The organism is Streptomyces sp. R-07 (assembly GCF_049913175.1).
Classification (GTDB): Bacteria; Actinomycetota; Actinomycetes; order Streptomycetales; family Streptomycetaceae; genus Streptomyces.
Genome location: NZ_CP183978.1, coordinates 6,796,042 through 6,812,797 on the forward strand (window position 1 = coordinate 6,796,042; position 16,756 = coordinate 6,812,797).

Sequence of the window (16,756 nt, forward strand, 5' to 3'; positions counted from 1 at the left end):
CCGGCCGCTGGCATGCGCCATCACGCCTGGGCAGACTGGTGACGCGCGTCGCTTTCCCTCCCGAACAGCTGGGCATCACCTCCACCAAGGGAGCGAGCGCCCAGGGCGCCCAGTCGGCATCTCCCGGACCGCGGTCGCTGCAGTCGACGGCTTGCATGGTCACCTGGCCCGGGTTGAGGAGGGGGCGCTGAACGGCCGGGTTCTGTCGAAGGTTGTCACCCGCCCCACCTCCGCCCATCGCGCCAACGTGGTGGGGGCGTACGCGGCCCTGGTATCCATTGCCCGCCCGCTGGCGCGAGGCGGGCGACGAAAGGGCGGAGCTGCAGGATGAGTCGGTGGGCGCAGTAACCGGTGTCGAAGAGGCTGACGTCGGCACCTGGTTGCTGTTCGGATCTGTACTACCGAACCCGGCCCAAGCGGCGGGTTCACCGGACAACCGCCGGCAGGGGCTGCCCCAGCGGGATGCGGCCTCGGCCACCGCATTGTTGGACACGCCGGTGAGGCCGGTCGGTCGCCGGCTTCGACCAGCCGTCCCGACGGGGCAAGACCGCCAGGGCTGAGGAGCTGCCGACCCTATGGCGGGACCCACACCCGTTCCCAGGGATGCAACCTGTCTCTGCATCCGGATTCATGCGTCTGTTGTCGATCAGATCGTCTAGATTCGTGTGCGGTCGGGATATGCCAGGTTGCGCACGTCCGACCATCGATCGATCACAAAGTAGGGGTCAAGGTTGCGACATGGGGATGGGGCCGGGCCGCGCGAGGCCCGTGGCGCTGCCGAGCAGATCGACACTCGTCCATGCCTCCACCTGGGGGGTGGGGTGGTTCGCGTTGCACGTGAGGTGACACCTCGCCCAGCCGCGCTCGGCCTGAGTGGATTCCGGGCCGCCACGAGTGGGCGCACGTCCGTCGGTCGCCGGGACGGCTTCCCTGGGGGTGATCGCCCGTGACCATCATGCATCAGGCCTGGACCCCGGACGCGGATCTGGTGCGGCAAGTCCGGGAGCAGTTCGACAGGGCTCTCGACTCGTACCATGCCAACGTCTACCTCGTCTCCGAGCACGCCAATCACGAGGAGTCCATCCGGGTCGGCGGATATGCCCATCGGACCCTCCTGGAGCTGGTCCAGAACGCCGCCGACGCGATGTCGGGAAGTGGTGAGAGCGCGGGGGACTTCGCCGGTCGTGTCGAGATCGTCCTCGACACGGACAACGAGACCCTGTACTGCGCGAATGCAGGTCGTCCTTTCTCCAAGGATGGGCTGACCACGATCACGCACGCGCACCTCAGCGGCAAGCGGGGCGATGAGATCGGACGCTTCGGACTGGGTTTCAAGTCCGTCCTCGCCGTCTCGCCGGCTCCGCAGGTCTTCAGTCGGTCGGTGTCGTTCGAGTTCAACTCGCGTACGGCTCGGGAGGAGATCGGTCGGATCGCGCCCTCCGCGAGGCGGCATCCGGTGCTGCGCACACCCACCGTCATCGATCCGTTCGCCGCATTCGCCGCGGATCCGATCCTCGACGAGCTCGCTGGCTGGGCCTCCACCGTGGTGAAGCTCCCGCACGCGGCGAACCTCAGCCATCTTCGCCAGGAGATCGAGTCGTTCGCGTCGGAGTTCCTGCTCTTCGTCGGCGCCGTCCGGCAGGTCAGGCTGAGGGTGCTCGGGGCGGGGGCATTCGAGACGAGCCACACGTCCCGTGACTTCGGTGGGGGTGTCTTCAAGATCGAGGCCCCGGACGGGTCCGGGGCGGAGTGGATCGTCGAGGACCGCATGCACATGCCGTCCGCGGCAGCACGCAAGGAGGTCGGGGAGGCCGTTTCACGTAACGAGGTCAAGGTCACCGTCGCCGTCCCGAGGCGGCAGGCTCAGCAGCGCGTCGGGCGGTTCTGGTCCTACTTCCCGCTCCAGGACCAGACGTCTGCGTCCGCGCTGTTCAACGCTCCGTGGAGCGTGAACGACGACCGGACCACTTTGCTCGAGAACGACTACAACCGGGAGATCCTCAAGACGCTCTCGGGCATGTTCGTCGACCTGCTGCCGCGGGTGACCCAGCCTGACGACCCGGCCGCGCACCTCGACTACATGCCCGCGCGAGGACGGGAGCCGTTGTCGTTCGGCGACAAGCTGCTCTGCGCCCATGTTCCGGGGATCGCGGGCGGTCGCGACCTGGTACCCGACACCACGGGCACCCTCGTGAGCGCCGCCGATCTGCGCCCCCTGGACTTCGCAGTCGATATCTCCCCGGACATCCACCAGGCGTGGAGCGTCTCCCCGCACACCGCCACCGACGTACCGCATTGGCGGTGTTACACCTCGCAGCAGCGCTTCACCCGTCTGCGGCAGCTGTTCATCACCTCGAGCCCGCACGGCGGTATCGATGCCACCGACAGGGACATGAAGCGCGCCCTCGAAGGGATCCCCAAGCGAGGGCTCCTCTCCTGGCTGCGCGAATGGGCCGAGGGGCCGGATCCGGTGTCCGCCGCCAACGCGTTCAGGTTCGTGGTCGGCAAAAGGTCGTCCCTGCCCGACAGTGACCTTGCTAAGGTCATTCCCACCCTCGGCGACATGCGGGCACTGGCCGACAGGAACATCGTCTTCCTGCACCAGGAGGAGGGCGTCGAGATCGAGGGCGCGATCTTCGTCTCCCCAGCCTTCCTGAACCAGCCGGGCGTCGAGGAAGGCCTCCGCAAAGCCGGGTTCCGGGATCTGGACCCGCGGGCCATCCTCAACGCGCGGCTCGCGGCCCTCTCGCCCACCTCGGGCGACGACGCGCTCTCCAAGTTGTGGGACGCCGTTCTCGGACTGTCCACCGGTGAGGCCATCAAGGCACTGGCCGACCACCCGACCACCGTCAAGGTCCCGACCGGTGACGGTGAGTGGGCCTGGCCTCGCGCGGTGTTCGACCTCCCCGAACCCATGGGTGAGGAGTACGCGCCGAGGGTCCTGGACCACGGGCGTTGCATGCCCGAGGTGGCTCACGCGCTCGGCGTGGTACGAGTGCCCCGAAGCCGCTATTCCGCAGAGGACGAGCCGGCGATCGAGCAGTACCGGGATTGGGTCCTCACGACGCTCAACGCCGCGCAGGGTCCGGGCGAGCGACCGATCGGGAACATCGATCTCTACCCCGGTGAGGGGCCGGGCCCCTTCTCCGTGTTGCCTATCCTGCTCGAGTCGGGTGCGTCGCAGAAGTTGCGCGAGACCTGGACCGTCGGCCTGCTCCAGGCAGGCGACAGCGAGTGGACCTGTGAGGACCTCGACACTGGTCGTACGCATGCGGTGCCCTCGCCGGTCCGCTGGGCGGTGGACCGCGCAGGTCTGCTCCAAACGACACGGGGGTACCGTCGACCGTCCGAGGTGGTCGCTCCGTCGCTCGTCAAGTACGAGAAGCTGCTGCCGCTGTTCAAAGGACCGCGTCGGGTGGCTGAGGTGCTGCAGCTTCCGGACGACATCGAAGCGGTGCCCGCCTCGGTGCTCAAGGAGGCGCTCGCGGCCGAGCTGTTCCCGCCGAGCCTCGATGACGCCCTTCTGGTCGAGTTCATCACCGTGACGTGCCGGATCGCCTACCCGGCCGACCGGCCGCCGAGCATCCCAGCTCGGGTGAAGCGCGCCGTCGAGTCGCGTGCCCCTGCTTCGGTGTACCTCGCCACCTCGGACGAGCAGCAGCAATTCCTCTCCTCGCGGGAGCGGCCGTACCTGCGCGTGACGGAGGCTCAGGCGGCTGAAATCGTCGCGACGGTGGGATGCCGCCGGTTCGAGGACAGCTTCGCTTTCTCGATGGTGATCGACGGCGAGCAGCAGGGCGAGCGGATCGTCGACCTCTTCACTGGGCTGCGCAATACGCACGCCGCGGGCAGGTTGGCCAACGCCACCCTGGCCCGGGCGATCCAGGTGGTCAAGCGGGTGACCACGGAGGATGGAGTCGAGGACCAGCCGCTGCCCTGGCACCTCGACGGGACGGCTCTGGTGGTGGCGGGGACCGATGCCGACGAACGTCGGCTGCTCGGCTTCGTCAACGAGGCCTTCGAGCTGCGTCTGAACAACGCCGACCTCGACGGCGTACTCAAGACCGGTCTCGACCACCATCTCCAGGAACGCCGGCAGGAGGCCAAGGCCGCCGCCACCGATGCCGATCGGCTCGAGGTCTACTTTGGGCCGGACGACCTGCGCGATGCTCTGCCCAACGGCTTGTGGCAGGCACTGGAGGCGCAGGGACTGGTCGACGACCAGGCATCCGTCGCGGATCTCTTCCTCACTGTGTACGGCTCGGATGCGATCAGCACCCTCGCGGAGCAGTTCCGGCAGGAGGGCTTCAACGACGTGCCGACCCAATGGGCCGGCAGCGCCACCACCATCTCCTGGTTGCGGAAGATGGGCTTCGGATCCCAGTACGCGGGCCGCCGCAAGGAGCACCAGGAGCAGGAGTTCATCGTCCCCGGCGCCGTGAAGCTCAACCCCCTTCACCCGTTCCAGCAGCGCGTCAGCCGTCAGCTCAAGGACGTCCTCGTGTTGCGGGATGCGAGGGGCCGGCACCTCAAGGCGATGGTGGAGCTTCCGACGGGCGCGGGCAAGACGCGTGTCGCCGCGGAGACCGTCCTTAGGCTCTTCACCGAGGATGAGCTGCGGGGACCGGTCCTGTGGATCGCACAGTCCCTCGAGCTGTGCGAGCAGGCGGTTCAGACCTGGACCACGGTCTGGAGGGGGCTCGCGGACGAGCGCCCCATGACCGTGGGGCGGCTCTGGGAAGGCAACACCGTCCACGAACCGGACACGGAGTTCAGTCTCGTCGTCGCCACGGACGCCAAGCTCGACGCCGTCCTCGGCAGTGCGGAGTACGAGTGGCTAGCCGAGGCATCAGTGGTCATTGTCGACGAGGGGCACCGTGCCGGCGGTTCCGAGCGGTACACACGCATTCTGGAATGGCTCGGTGTGGCCGGGCGCGGGTGGGACCGCCCCCTGGTCGGGCTGTCCGCGACGCCTTTCAAGGGCACCTCCGAAGAAGCGACCAAGGCCTTGGCCAACCGGTTCGGCAACCGCAAGTTGGACGCCTTCGACGCCGACGTCGACGCGTACAGGAAACTTGCGGAACTCGGTGTGCTCGCACGGGTCGAGCACCAGGTGCTGCACGGCATCGACGTCAAGCTGGGGCCGCAGGAGATCGCTGAAGCCACCAGGCAGCGCAGGATCAGCCCCACCGTTCTGGAGCGCATCGGTCGGGACCAGGCGCGAATGGCGACCCTCGTCGATCACATCATGGGTCTGGACGAGGACTGGCCCGTGCTCGTGTTCACCCCGAACGTCCTCTCGGCGCAGGTGCTCGCCGCCACGCTGCGCTACCGCGGGGTTGAGGCGGCATCGGTGAGCGGACAGACCGGCAGGCAGGAACGCCGCGACATCATCAAGAAGTTCAAGAACAACGAGATCCGTGTGCTCGCCAACTGCGACCTGCTGATCCAAGGGTTTGACGCCCCGGGCGTCCGTGCCCTCTACATCGCCCGACCGACCTTCAGCCCCAACGCCTACATCCAGATGGCTGGGCGTGGGCTGCGTGGCCCGGCCAACGGCGGTAAGCCGGAGTGCCTCATCGTGGACATGGCGGACAACTTCGGCGATGTCAACGAGTTGCTCGGCTACCGCGAGTACGAAAACCTCTGGAAGGAACAGCACGCGTGATCCTGGTTCCCGATCTTGCGGACATCGAGAAGTCCGCGAGCAGTGACGCCGAGCGCCGGGTCGCCCGTCTGCTCCGAGGAATCGAGGGCGACCCCGACGCGGTCGCCTTCCATTCGGTGAAGCTGCGCTCCCACGCCTACAAGCAGCAGGCGGAGGCGGACTTCGTAATCCTGTGGAAGAAGGTCGTCATCGTCGTCGAGGTGAAGGGCGGCGGTGTCAGGAAGTACGACGGGGCCTGGTACAGCGTCGACCGTCGCAACGACTGGCACAAGCTGACGGGCTCGCCCATGGAGCAGGCCCGGACCGCCATGCACGCCCTGCGGGACATCCTCCAGGAGGAGGGCATCGGCTGGTTCGCCCACGAGGCCGTCGTCGTCACGCCCGACATCGACCCGCTCCCGCACTCGGTCGAGTGGCAGCCGACCCACTGGCTGGCCAAGGATTCCATGAGCGTCGAAGGCCTGACCGGTGCGCTCGACGCCGTCGCTTCCGCCTCACGGACCGCCCCCCACGACCGGAGGCTGGCCAGAATGGAGGACCTGCGGGCTCGCCTGTTCGGCGAGTTCACCCGGATGCCCGTGATCGACGCCCAGCGTGGTGCGGTTATCGAGGAGCAGAACCGTGCGACGGCCGGGCAGGCCAGGGTCCTCGCCTCGCTGGCACGCAACCCGCGGGTGATGGTGTTCGGAGGAGCGGGCACGGGCAAGTCGCTCGTCCTCGTCGAGGCGGCTAAGCAGGAGGCCGCTCAGGGCAGGTCGGTCCTGGTCACCTTCGGCTCACCGGAACTCGTCCGGTTCTTCACCCCTCACCTGGCCGGTCGCGAGAACATCGACGTGGTTCCCTTCGGGAAGCTGCAGCCGACCCGGGTCTACGACGTGGTGTTCCTCGACGAGGCCCAGGACCTGATGACGGCACAGGCAATGGACACCCTCGACGAGGTTGTCGTGGGTGGGCGGGCCGGCGGCCGCTGGCGGATGTTCCTCGACACGAACAACCAGGCACACGTGGACGGCGGCTTCGACGAGGAAGTCCTGGAACTGATTACTCCCGAGGCCCTGACGGTCGATCTGGACCTCAACGTCCGCAACACGCGGGCGATCGTGCACATGGTGCAGGAGTACCTTGGGGCGGACGTCGGAGATCCGGGCATCGTCCACGGGGAACGGGTCCAGTGGCACACGCCCGCCAGGACCGCCGACCTCGCCGCAGCCGATGCGGTGGCGCGACGGTTGGTGGCCGACGGGGTCCGTGGCCAGGACATATGGATCATCAGTACGGCGTCGGACGAGGCACCCCGCGAGTTGCCGGGCGGGTACGTGGTGACGAGTCCCAGGTACGCCAAGGGACTCGAGGCGGAACATGTCGTCGTATGCGACCTTCCCCGTTCCTTCGACGACGCCGGCACTGCGGCGTTCTACGTGGCGGTGACGCGTGCCCGCGTCTCCCTGCAGATCGTTGCCTCCAAGGAGGACCGGCGACGCCTCCAGCAACTCCTGCCCCAGAGGTCGGTGACCGCGTGAACAGGACCAGGGCACAGGATCTAGCGCTGAAGCACCTCCGTGCGGCCTACGTCGGGCCGGAGGGAGGCGAGGACGAGATCGTCACCAACCTGCCGGACCGCCAGTACTGCGTCGGGATGCTGTTCCCCGCCGGGTCCTCGCTGCCTTCCACCAAGGACGCAGCCGCTGACGAGGAGGTGTCGGCGGACGTCGCCGAGGGAGAGGCCGAGGAGGCCGGCGCGGGGGTGCCGCTCGCGGAGGACTGGCGACCCTCCTCGGTGGCGATCTCGTTCGTCACGGACCGGGACACCGTCCTGTGCGACTTCTCGGCCGGCGTCTATCAGCCGGTCACCGAGGACGGCCCCCCGCGTTGGCAACGCATGCCCTTCGCGCGTGCCGGGGTCGAGCTGTCGGCGGATCGGCCTCCGCACGAGTTCCGCGCGGGTGAGGTGTCGCTGGAGCTCGGATCGAGGTGGCGGCGGTACGGTGACGCCCACCTCGTGACGGTGCACGTACGCGTCCTGTCCCCCTCCACCGGCGACGACCGCTCCGACATTGCCTTGATGCTCTTCCAGACGGCGCTCGGAGTGAGGCCCGCGCCCGGGGGGAGGATCCGCGAGTACGACGTGACGCGGTCGTTCGATTCGGACGCCGAGTCCGCCGAGCTACGGCTGCGCTATCGCGACAAGAAGGTGTACGCGGTCGGTCACGGCATGGCGGCGGAGTGGGACCTGTCGGACGGCGTATGCACGCGTGTCTTCCTCGACCCCGTGCCGGCGTTCGTCGTACCGGCGGTCGAGACGACCGGCTTCCCACCCGAATCCAGGGCGACCAAGGCGCTTCGCCTCGACCTTCTCGAGCGGATCGACAGAGAACCGGACGAGGTCGTGGCCACCTTGGACGTGTTCGTCGGGGCCTTCGCGGACTGGGTCGCCGAGCAGGAGGCCTGTGCCGAGGGCCACGGCGACGATGCTGTGGTCGCCAGGGCGATCACCGGCCGGGCGCGTTCTGCCGTGCGGCGAATGGAAGCGGGCGTCGCCCTTCTGAACGATCCGGAGCAGGACTCCTTGCGGAAGGCCTTCGCGCTTGCCATGGCCGCGATGCGACTGCAGATGCGTCGGACCGAGATGAAGCACGGTCAGGACCCGGCCGGTGTGACGGAGCCCAGCTGGCGCCCCTTCCAACTCGGCTTCCTGCTGGTGGCACTCGCATCGACCGTCGAGGACGCGCACGACGACCGGGAGCTCGTCGATCTGATCTGGTTCCCGACCGGAGGCGGGAAGACGGAGGCGTACCTGGGGTTGGCGGCGATCGAGATCTTCCATCGGCGGATCGTGCATGGCACCGCAGGTGCCGGCACCGCCGTGATCACCCGGTACACGCTCCGGCTCCTGACGTCCCAGCAGTTCCAGCGCGCCGCCTCGCTCGTGTGTGCGATGGAGGTCTTGCGGCGCACTGATCCCAGGGCCGTGAGGATGGCCAGGTTCTCTATCGGCCTGTGGGTCGGTAACGAGGTCACTCCTGCGACGAGGAGCGATGCCAAGCACGCACTCGACCGCCTGCACAAAGCCTCCCGCCCGAAGGAGGCGAACGAGTTCCAGGTCGAGAGCTGTCCGTGGTGCGGCACTGCGCTCCTGCCCGAGACCAAGGACCACGATCGGGCCCGGTACGGCTTCCGACTGGTCGGCCGTGACGTCGTCATCCACTGCACGAACGGAGACTGCCCGTTCGCCGATGAACTCCCCGTGGGCGTGGTCGACGACGTGCTCTACGAGGAACCACCGACCATCCTGCTGGCCACGGTGGACAAGTTCGCCCGTCTGCAGTTCAAGCCGGAGGCGGGAAGTCTGCTCGGTCTGGACACCATGTTCCGGCAGCCCTCGTTGATCATCCAGGACGAGCTGCACCTGTTGTCGGGACCGCTAGGGACCACTGTCGCCGTGTTCGACGCTGTGATCAAGATGCTGCTCGGCAAGCACGGCTCGCAACCCAAGATCGTCGCCTCGACGGCCACCATCCGTGCGTCGGATGAGCAGGTAAGGGGGTTGTACGGGCGCAAGGTCGCCCTGTACCCGCCGACCGGGCTCGAGGGCGACCGGACGTTCTTCTCCCGTCCCGTGGACAGCGGTGAGGGTCGCCTGTACGTCGGTCTGATGCCGCAGTCCGTTTCGCAGGTCTCCGCAGTGATCGCCGCGGTCGCCCCTCTCGTCGAGGTTCCCGAGGTGCTCGTCGCCGAACCCGAACCCGAGCCCGAGACGGAGGCGAAGCGCGACCCGTATTGGACGATCGTGATGTACCACAACAGCCTGCGGGAGCTCGGCCGCTCCGGAACCCTCGTGGTCGACGACGTCAACGGGCGTCTGGAGCCGCGGTCGGAGCGCCTGGGCCTGCCGCTGCGTCGAGTGAGGGCCGATCGCGTGCTGGAGCTGACCAGTCGCCGGGGTCCTGGGGAACTGCCCAACGACCTGCGTGAACTGGGTCGCAGCGTGGACGACGGCGACAGGGCCGTCGATGTCGTCCTGTCCTCCAACATGCTGTCCGTCGGCATCGACGTCCCGCGACTGGCGGTGATGCTCATGGTCGGGCAGCCGAAGACGACCTCCGAGTACATCCAGGCCACCAGCCGCGTCGGTCGCGGGCAGATCAAGGGCATCGTCACGACGTTGTTCCGTTCGAACCGGGCTCGCGACCGGTCGCACTTCGAGACCTTCCGCGGCTACCACCAGACGCTCTACCGCAACGTCGAGCCGACGAGCGTCACTCCCTGGTCGGTGGCTTCCCGAGAGCGATCGTTGGCCGGCGCCCTGGTGGCGCTGGTGAGACACTCGTTCTCCTCCCTCGCGGACAACGAAAGCGCGTCGCGTCTGGACCTCTCCGACGATCTGATGCGCGGGGCCGTCGGCGACCTCGTCGCCGGCTTCGTCGGCCTGGTGGGTCGCTCCGAGGAGATGGAGGTCGAGGAGACCGAGAGGGAGGTGTGGCGGCTCCTGCACGACTGGGACCGTCGTGCCCGTCTCGCACGCGAGGCCGGGACCGCCCTCTCCTACGACCGCAGGAAGTCCGACGATGCGGCGCTGCTGAAGCGGTTCGGTCAGCCGGGGGAGGGATGGCTCGTCGGCGACTCTATGCGGTCCGTCGAGCCGAATGTCGCCGTACAGGTGCGTGAGCCGATGGAAGGAGGCAACCGTGGAGCGGATTCTGCATGATCTGCGGCTGTCGGAGACCCTGTCACCCTTCGGGGTGGGGGCGATCGTCGATGTGCTCGGGGAGTCCCTGATCGCGCCTGACACCTCGTGGTGGGACCGCAAGTACTCGCCCGAGATCAGTTGCGAGCGACTCCTGTCGCGAATCGGCGGAGGCGTCCTGCGGCAGGCACCGGCCCACTCGGGGCACGCCGCCAAGGAGACCCCGCACCTGCTGTACTGGCGGTTCCCAGCCTGGCGGTTCTGCGAGCGGTGCACGAAGCTCTCGCAGCTGACCGGCAGGGACAAGGGGCGCTGGAAGAACAGTTGCGGTTGCGGTGGGGCCCTCGTGCCGATGCGTTACGTAGCCGTGTGCCAGAAGGGCAGCCACATCCAGGACGTCCCCTGGTTCAAATGGGCGCACCGCGGCAACGATGCGGGCGTCACCGAGGCCGTGCGGTTGTGTCGTGCGTACAAGGAGCTGCACTTCGAGCGTTCGTCCCGTCGTGGAGAGGGGTTGGGGGCCCTCAGCGTTCACTGCACCGGGTGCAACCGCTCCCGCCCGCTCTCCGAGCTGGTCGGGAAGGAGTCGCTGCACCGGGACGGCATCCGGTGCGCGAGCACGCAGCCGTGGGAGGAGCCGAAGCCCGGGCAGGTCTGCGAGCATCGCCTGGTCGCCGTTCAGCGGGGCGCGACGGGCAACTACATGGCCGATCACAAGTCGGCCCTCGACATCCCGGAGGAGAGCCCGAGGTCCGATCGGGCGACGGGCCTAATCCGTGGCCACGTCTACTTCGAGAAGGTCGTGGCCGACAATGGTGGTCCGCAGGCGGAGATGGTCGCCGGATGGATCGCGGACGAGATCGAGGGTGTCTCGGCGGACGACGTCCTGGCTCTTGCGGCCCGCGGCGACGAGCCCGAGGAGGAGGCTGTGCTCCTCGACCTCAAGGACGGAGAATGGGCGGCCTTCCTCACGAAGCTCGACAACGGCAGGGACCACGGCGGCGGTGACTTCGTCGTCGACGGCTGGCGGGTGTCCGAAGCGTCGGATCGACCTTCGGCCCTCACGAGCCGCCTCGTCGCCGTGGGTCAGGTGCGTCGCGTCCGCGAGGTCAGGGCACTTCGCGGTTTCCGGCGTCACGACGCCGACGCCGACCTGGTGAGCGCCGACCTCGGTCGTGACAGGAAACGCAAGCCCGTCTATCCGGCTGTCGAGCTGTTCGGCGAGGGGATCTTCTTCCGGTTCGACGAGGAACGCATCTCCGAGTGGGAGGCGCTGCCCGAGGTCCGCGAGCGGGCCGCGATCCTGGCAGGGCGTCGTGACGCCATGCCGTGGGCCCAGCGCCTGGACGTCCCCGAGCCGCGTTTCGTCGCGCTCCACACGCTCTCCCACCTGCTGATCCGCAGGCTCGCCTTCGCGAGCGGCTACTCGTCGGCAGCCCTCCAGGAGCGCATCTACGCCCATTCGGGGAGACCGGACCGCACGGCCGGCATCCTCATCTACACGGCGGCAGGGGACGCTCAGGGGACGCTCGGTGGACTCGTCCGGTTGGGCGCGCCGGACAAGGTCTTGCCGCTGATGCTGGCCGCGTTGAGTGATGGCGATGTCTGCTCCAACGACCCGGTCTGCATCGAGAGCGATCGTCAGGGCTCATCGCAGCTCAACCTGTCCGCATGTCACGGATGCGCGCTCGTCAGCGAGACCTCCTGCGAGACGGGAAACCGTCTGCTGGACCGGCAGCTCGTCCTCGGAGGGAGGAACGTACCTGGCTTCCTGGACAACGTGCTGGGACAGATCCGGTCGTGGACGGGCTCGACTACCTGAACAGCTGGTTGTGGTCTGCCGTCTTTTCTGCACGGCAGGAACGACAGGACGGCGTCCCCTCGGGGCGGGGGTGGATTGGCACCGGGTATAGGCGGTGCCGATCGTCCTCACATGCCCCTTGTGGGTGAGGTGTCGCAGCACGGAGGGCGGGATCGCGCCGCCGTAATGACTCGCAGGCCGGGCTCGCGCTTGCTCCGCAAGTTCTGCCGGCCCCGGATTCCTCCCGCGGCCGGGTGGAGGTAATCAGGAGGCCCGGTCAGACCGCGTTCAGGGCTTGGGCGGAAGCCGTGAACAGCGGCTGGGGCAGGTTCCGTACGACGAATGGGATGTGCCACTCCCATCGAGTGATCAACTCCGGCTCCTGGACGGTTGGCTCGCCGGTGTAGTCGGTGATGCGGGCGATCTCGGTGATCCGCGTGATTCCGTGTGTGGAGTCGCGCGGCGCGCCCAGCAGGAGTATGCACTCCGGTCGGGCGCGCAGCGCGCCTCCTCCGCGAGCTCGCGTACCGCAGTGGCGTCGAATGCCTCCACCTTGGCCTGTGGGCAGTTCCCACGCGGCGCCGGGCGGGGTTCCAGCCGAAAAGCGTTAGACGGCGGCGACGGCGATTGCGGTGACGGCGGCGGTGATGAGCGTGCGCTTGCGCCTCGGGGCGTGGGAAGGCTCCAGGCGGGGTCCTCCATGCCGGGGAGGTTCCACGCGATGGTGAGGCAGTGGCTGATCCGCGTTGGCTCGGGTTCGGCGGCTGCGCCGAAGACCTAGGTTGCCTGGCGGGCCAGGAGCCGCGTGCATTCTTCTGCTGCCGCTTCGGCGCGCTGATTCGCTCGGTGGGGTTCTTCGCGAGGGCCTGCGTCGGCGGCTCGCGTAGTTCGTCGGGGAGGCTGTCGAGATCGGGTTCTTCGGACATGACGCGGTAGGCGACCACGTCGGGTGCTCCGGTCCCGAAGGGCAGGCGTGCTGTGGCGGCGTAGGCGACGAGCGTGCCCCAGGCGAACATGTCGCCCTCGGGGCCGGTGGTGCCGGTGCGGTAGCGCTCGGGGCTGATCCAACCGGGGGTACCGGTCATGGCGCCGGTCCGGGTTACAGGGGTGCCGTCGGCGGCGTGTGTGATACCGAAGTTCAGGACCTGGGGGCCAGCAGTGGTGAGGATGACGTTCTGCGGCTTCACATCCCGGTGTACAACGCCGGCGGCGTGGATCACGGCGAGGGCCTGGGCAGTGCCGGTGACGAAGGCATACGGGGTGGCGCCGGTGAGAGTGCCGTGAGGCTGACACGCACCCATGAACGGAGTCCCCAGCCCAGGAACGGGATGGTATCGGCAGACTGCCTCGATGGGCGGGGCAGTTTGCTGCATCGTTGTTGCTCGGGAGGATCACGGAGGGGCATGAGGACGAGCCCGGAAGTGAGCTGGGGACCACTTGGGGACCCAACGGTGTGCGCGACGGTGCACGGCGGACCCTCGCCCGCACGAAATGCACCCGGATTAAGTCTGCTATATCCAGAAAATACCCTTGCCCCTCACTCCTGGGGGTCAAGGGGTCGCAGGTTCAAATCCTGTCGTCCCGACCATGCGGAAACGCAGGTCGGAGGCCGTTCTCTCGTGATCGAGAGGGCGGCCTTTCGTGCGTTCCGGGCCTTGGTGGTCGCAGTGTGGTCGCATGCCCCGTCCGGGGCTGGTTCGCCGTGCTGCTGCTGCTGGTGGCGGGCGGTGCGGGGGAGCGGAGCCGGCCGAGGGCTTCGCGGAGACGGTGGAGGTGGTCGCGCGGTGGTCGCAGCCACGCGGGCCGGTCCGTACGGACAGCCGTCTGCTGGGCTCCGCTGAGGACGTGGTGGTTGGTGTCGACGGCCTGGTGCGCGGCCTGTTGGGTGAGGTGGCTGTAGATGTTCGCGGTCGTCGACAGGGTGGAGTGCCGCAGCGTCTTGGAGACCACGGTGAGCGGGACGCCGGCGGAGATGGTGATGGTGGCGGCGAGATGGCGCAGGTCGTGGACCGTGACCCGGGGGACGCCCGCTTCCAAGGACAGCCGGTGGAGTTGGTCGAGCACCAGATGCGGCCCGAGCGGGCGGCCGTCGGGTCGGCGGAAGGCCAGCCCTGCGAACGGGTCGCTGTGGTCGCCGCGGGTTCGGGGTGCCGAGCGTGCCCGACGTCGGAGGGCGGTGGCGACGCGGGGTGAGATGGCGACCCATCCTCTGCTCGACCGGGTCTTCGGCGGTGTGATGACGAGGCGGTTGTTGTCGACGGCGGAGAGCGTGCAGCGGATGTAGAGCACGCCCTCGTTGAGGTGGACGTCGTCCCAGTGCAGGCCGAGGGCTTCGCCCTTGCGCATGCCGGTGCCGATGAGGACCTCGAACAGGTCGGCCATCTCCGGGTCGGCCTGGTGGCAGTAGGCGAGGAAGCGCGCCGTCTCCTGCGCCGTCCAGATCCGCCGCTCCGGCGACGGCGGCCGACGCAGGACCGGGGGACAGGCGGGGTTGTGCGGGAGGCGGTGCTGGCGGACGGCGTCGCCGAGTGCGCTGGAGAGGGTGGCCAGACACCGGTAGAGGGTGGTGCGGCCGCGGCCGGCGGCGAGCTGGCCGGTGACGAAGGCCGAGATGTGGCGGTGGGCGAGCTGGTCGAGCTTGAGGGTGCCGAAGGCGGGGACGAGGTCGTTGCGCACGTAGTCGCGGTACCGGGCCATCGTCGTCGGCTTCAGTACCAGCGCCTTCGCCGCCAGCCACGCGTCCAGGTAGGCGGCGACAGTCTGGTTCGGGTCCGCATCGAACCCGCCGGCCTCACCCTAGAGGAACCGTTGCAGTGCCTCTTCGGCCGCATCCTGGCTGGCGAAGCCGCCCCGGCGCACCGTCGACCTGCGGTGACCCGGGGCAGAGACGTCGACGGCGAAACCCCAAGTCCCGTGGGTACTGTCGGTGAGCAGATGAGGACAGCGGGCACCGACCCGGTGACGCTGGGGGCCCCTGCAACCACAGCGACGGTAGATGCGGCCGCGGCCGACGCTGGTTCGCATGGCGATCGCCTCCACGAGGCGGAGATGGGCCTGACATCCTCAGCCTGCGACCACACGCGACCACCACGCCTGTCGTCGAGGTCGTGACCACTGTGGACCAGTTGCCCGTCATGCGCAGAGCATGGTTGTAGACGGCACGCGCGTACGTCTCGTAGAGCTCGGCGAAAGCCTCGCGGTCGGCCGCCCGGATGCGGGACCACCCGGTGGACCGGCCGGCAGAAGGAGGCGTGGCATCGCTCCGTGCCACGCCTCCATGCCCTGTCCGCCGCCGTCCGGGGGCGAAGCGGGTCAGACCTTGACGGTCACGTACTTCTTGCCCCGGTCGTTCTCGATGACGACCTCGGCGACGTCGTCCATCGGGACCGCCGCCGAACCGTCGAGGTTCGAGCCCTTCTCCTCGTCGGCGACGAGCCAGCTGCCGGCGATCTCGCGGTCGCCGTTCTTCGCGACCACCACCAGGCGGCAGCGTTCGCCCGCCGGGACGCCCGTGACCGAGGCGTTGAGGCGGATCCAGTCGGCGGCGGGCGTCACCCGGAGGCGCATCTCGCCGCCGGTCTCCGCGCTGCGGCCCTCGAAGAACTTGACGCTCACCGGAGGGGCCGTCGGCGAGGTCGCCGTGACGGAGGGTGCCGGAGGGACGGCCTGAGCGGTCCGGTCGCCGGTGTGCTGGCCGATCAGGACTCCGCCGCCGAGGAGGGCCGCGGAGGTGACGGTCGCGGCCACGGCCAGGAACGCCCGCCGCCTCAGCGCCTGGGCGGCGCGTTCGCCGCGCACCTGGCGCAGCGTGCGCTGCAGCAGCAGGTCACCGCCCTCCGGGGGACCGTCGAGGAACGCCTCCGGGGGGACCTCGCCGAGCGCGGACTCCATGTCCCGCAGTTCGTCCAGTTCTTCGCGGCACTTCCGGCACGACGCGATGTGTTCGTCGACGGTCCGCACCTCCTGCTCGTCGAGAGCGCCGAGGACGTAGGCGCCGAGCAGCGCGCTGTCGTGTTCCTTGATGCTCATACCGCCACTCCCTTCAGTTCCACGGCCCTCACTGCCTTCGGTCGGTCCACGTACATGTCTCTCAGTGCTCTCAGCGCGTAGTGCGACCGGGACTTGACCGTCCCGGGCGGGATCCCGAGTGCCTGCGCCGCCTCCGCGACGCTCCTGCCCCGGAAGTAGATCTCCAGCAGCACGTCCCGGTGATCCGGGGAGAGCCGGTCGAGCGCCTCCACGACGACCATCGAGTTCACCACGGCCTCGGCGTGGTCCTGCTCGACGGGCTGGGTGGTCACCGATTCGGCGACCTCCGTGGGACGGGCGGCCTTGGCCCGGTACCGGTCCGTGACGATGTTGCGGGTCACGGTGAGCAGCCAGCCGCGCACCGAACCCTTGCCGTTGACGAGGGCTTCCGGATGCTTCCAGGCCCGGATCAGGGTCTCCTGGACCACGTCCTCCGCGGCGCTGCGGTCGCCGGTCAGGCGCTGCGCGTACGCGAGGAGGGCCCTGCCGTGTTCCTCATAGAGGGACCGGATCAGTGCCTCGTCACCGGTGTCCTGTTTCTGCCGACTGCGCAGCCGCAATGCCGCCATCCCTT

General features: G+C 68.5%; 8 protein-coding genes and 1 pseudogene. 4 read left to right on the top strand and 5 right to left on the bottom strand.

The genetic code is table 11. The features are described from left to right. The first annotated feature begins 955 nt into the window (after nucleotides 1–955). The 4 genes from ACN9M0_RS31155 (at nucleotide 956) to ACN9M0_RS31170 (ending at nucleotide 12,174) form a co-directional block, all read left to right on the top strand. The gene (locus ACN9M0_RS31155; protein WP_426405353.1) at nucleotides 956–5,668 is read left to right on the top strand and encodes a sacsin N-terminal ATP-binding-like domain-containing protein; all 4,713 of its coding nucleotides are present in this window, start codon (nucleotides 956–958) and stop codon (nucleotides 5,666–5,668) included. Beyond that, a complete protein-coding gene (locus ACN9M0_RS31160; protein WP_366037639.1) occupies nucleotides 5,665–7,188 on the top strand; it encodes an NERD domain-containing protein in 1,524 nt (507 codons plus the stop codon). The genes ACN9M0_RS31155 and ACN9M0_RS31160 overlap by 4 nt, the downstream gene beginning before the upstream one ends. A gap of 224 nt (nucleotides 7,189–7,412) precedes the next feature. Then, complete coding sequence (locus tag ACN9M0_RS31165) at nucleotides 7,413–10,373, top strand: helicase-related protein (RefSeq protein WP_366037640.1); 2,961 nt, start codon at nucleotides 7,413–7,415, stop codon at nucleotides 10,371–10,373. Beyond that, a complete protein-coding gene (locus ACN9M0_RS31170; protein ID WP_366037641.1) occupies nucleotides 10,354–12,174 on the top strand; it encodes a DUF1998 domain-containing protein in 1,821 nt (606 codons plus the stop codon). The genes ACN9M0_RS31165 and ACN9M0_RS31170 overlap by 20 nt, the downstream gene beginning before the upstream one ends. Nucleotides 12,175–12,281: 107 nt before the next feature. Here ACN9M0_RS31170 and ACN9M0_RS31175 read toward each other — a convergent pair whose 3' ends face one another. The 5 genes and pseudogenes from ACN9M0_RS31175 to ACN9M0_RS31195 form a co-directional block, all read right to left on the bottom strand. Beyond that, nucleotides 12,282–13,526, bottom strand: coding sequence for a serine/threonine-protein kinase (locus tag ACN9M0_RS31175; protein WP_366037642.1), 1,245 nt, complete (start codon nucleotides 13,524–13,526; stop codon nucleotides 12,282–12,284). 193 nt (nucleotides 13,527–13,719) lie between these two features. Then, nucleotides 13,720–14,766 (bottom strand): tyrosine-type recombinase/integrase, encoded by a 1,047-nt coding sequence (locus ACN9M0_RS31180; RefSeq protein ID WP_426405354.1) that lies wholly within the window; start codon nucleotides 14,764–14,766, stop codon nucleotides 13,720–13,722. Continuing rightward, nucleotides 14,764–14,901, bottom strand: a pseudogene (locus tag ACN9M0_RS31185) (hypothetical protein); the annotation flags it as partial. The gene ACN9M0_RS31180 and the pseudogene ACN9M0_RS31185, both read right to left, overlap by 3 nt. A gap of 564 nt (nucleotides 14,902–15,465) precedes the next feature. Beyond that, nucleotides 15,466–16,182 (bottom strand): anti-sigma factor family protein, encoded by a 717-nt coding sequence (locus ACN9M0_RS31190; protein ID WP_366037644.1) that lies wholly within the window; start codon nucleotides 16,180–16,182, stop codon nucleotides 15,466–15,468. After that, on the bottom strand, nucleotides 16,179–16,751 hold the full coding sequence (locus ACN9M0_RS31195) for a sigma-70 family RNA polymerase sigma factor (protein ID WP_190104880.1): 573 nt from the start codon (nucleotides 16,749–16,751) through the stop codon (nucleotides 16,179–16,181). Before ACN9M0_RS31195 ends, ACN9M0_RS31190 begins: the two co-directional genes overlap by 4 nt. Nucleotides 16,752–16,756: the final 5 nt, after the last annotated feature.

What these genes read in the sequence shown, in the direction of transcription:
- ACN9M0_RS31155 (WP_426405353.1), top strand. Translation starts at nt 956, where the DNA reads ATGCATCAGGCCTGGACCCCGGACGCGGATCTGGTGCGGCAAGTCCGG.
- ACN9M0_RS31175 (WP_366037642.1), bottom strand. Translation starts at nt 13,526, where the DNA reads ATGCAGCAAACTGCCCCGCCCATCGAGGCAGTCTGCCGATACCATCCC.
- ACN9M0_RS31190 (WP_366037644.1), bottom strand. Translation starts at nt 16,182, where the DNA reads ATGAGCATCAAGGAACACGACAGCGCGCTGCTCGGCGCCTACGTCCTC.
- ACN9M0_RS31195 (WP_190104880.1), bottom strand. Translation starts at nt 16,751, where the DNA reads ATGGCGGCATTGCGGCTGCGCAGTCGGCAGAAACAGGACACCGGTGAC.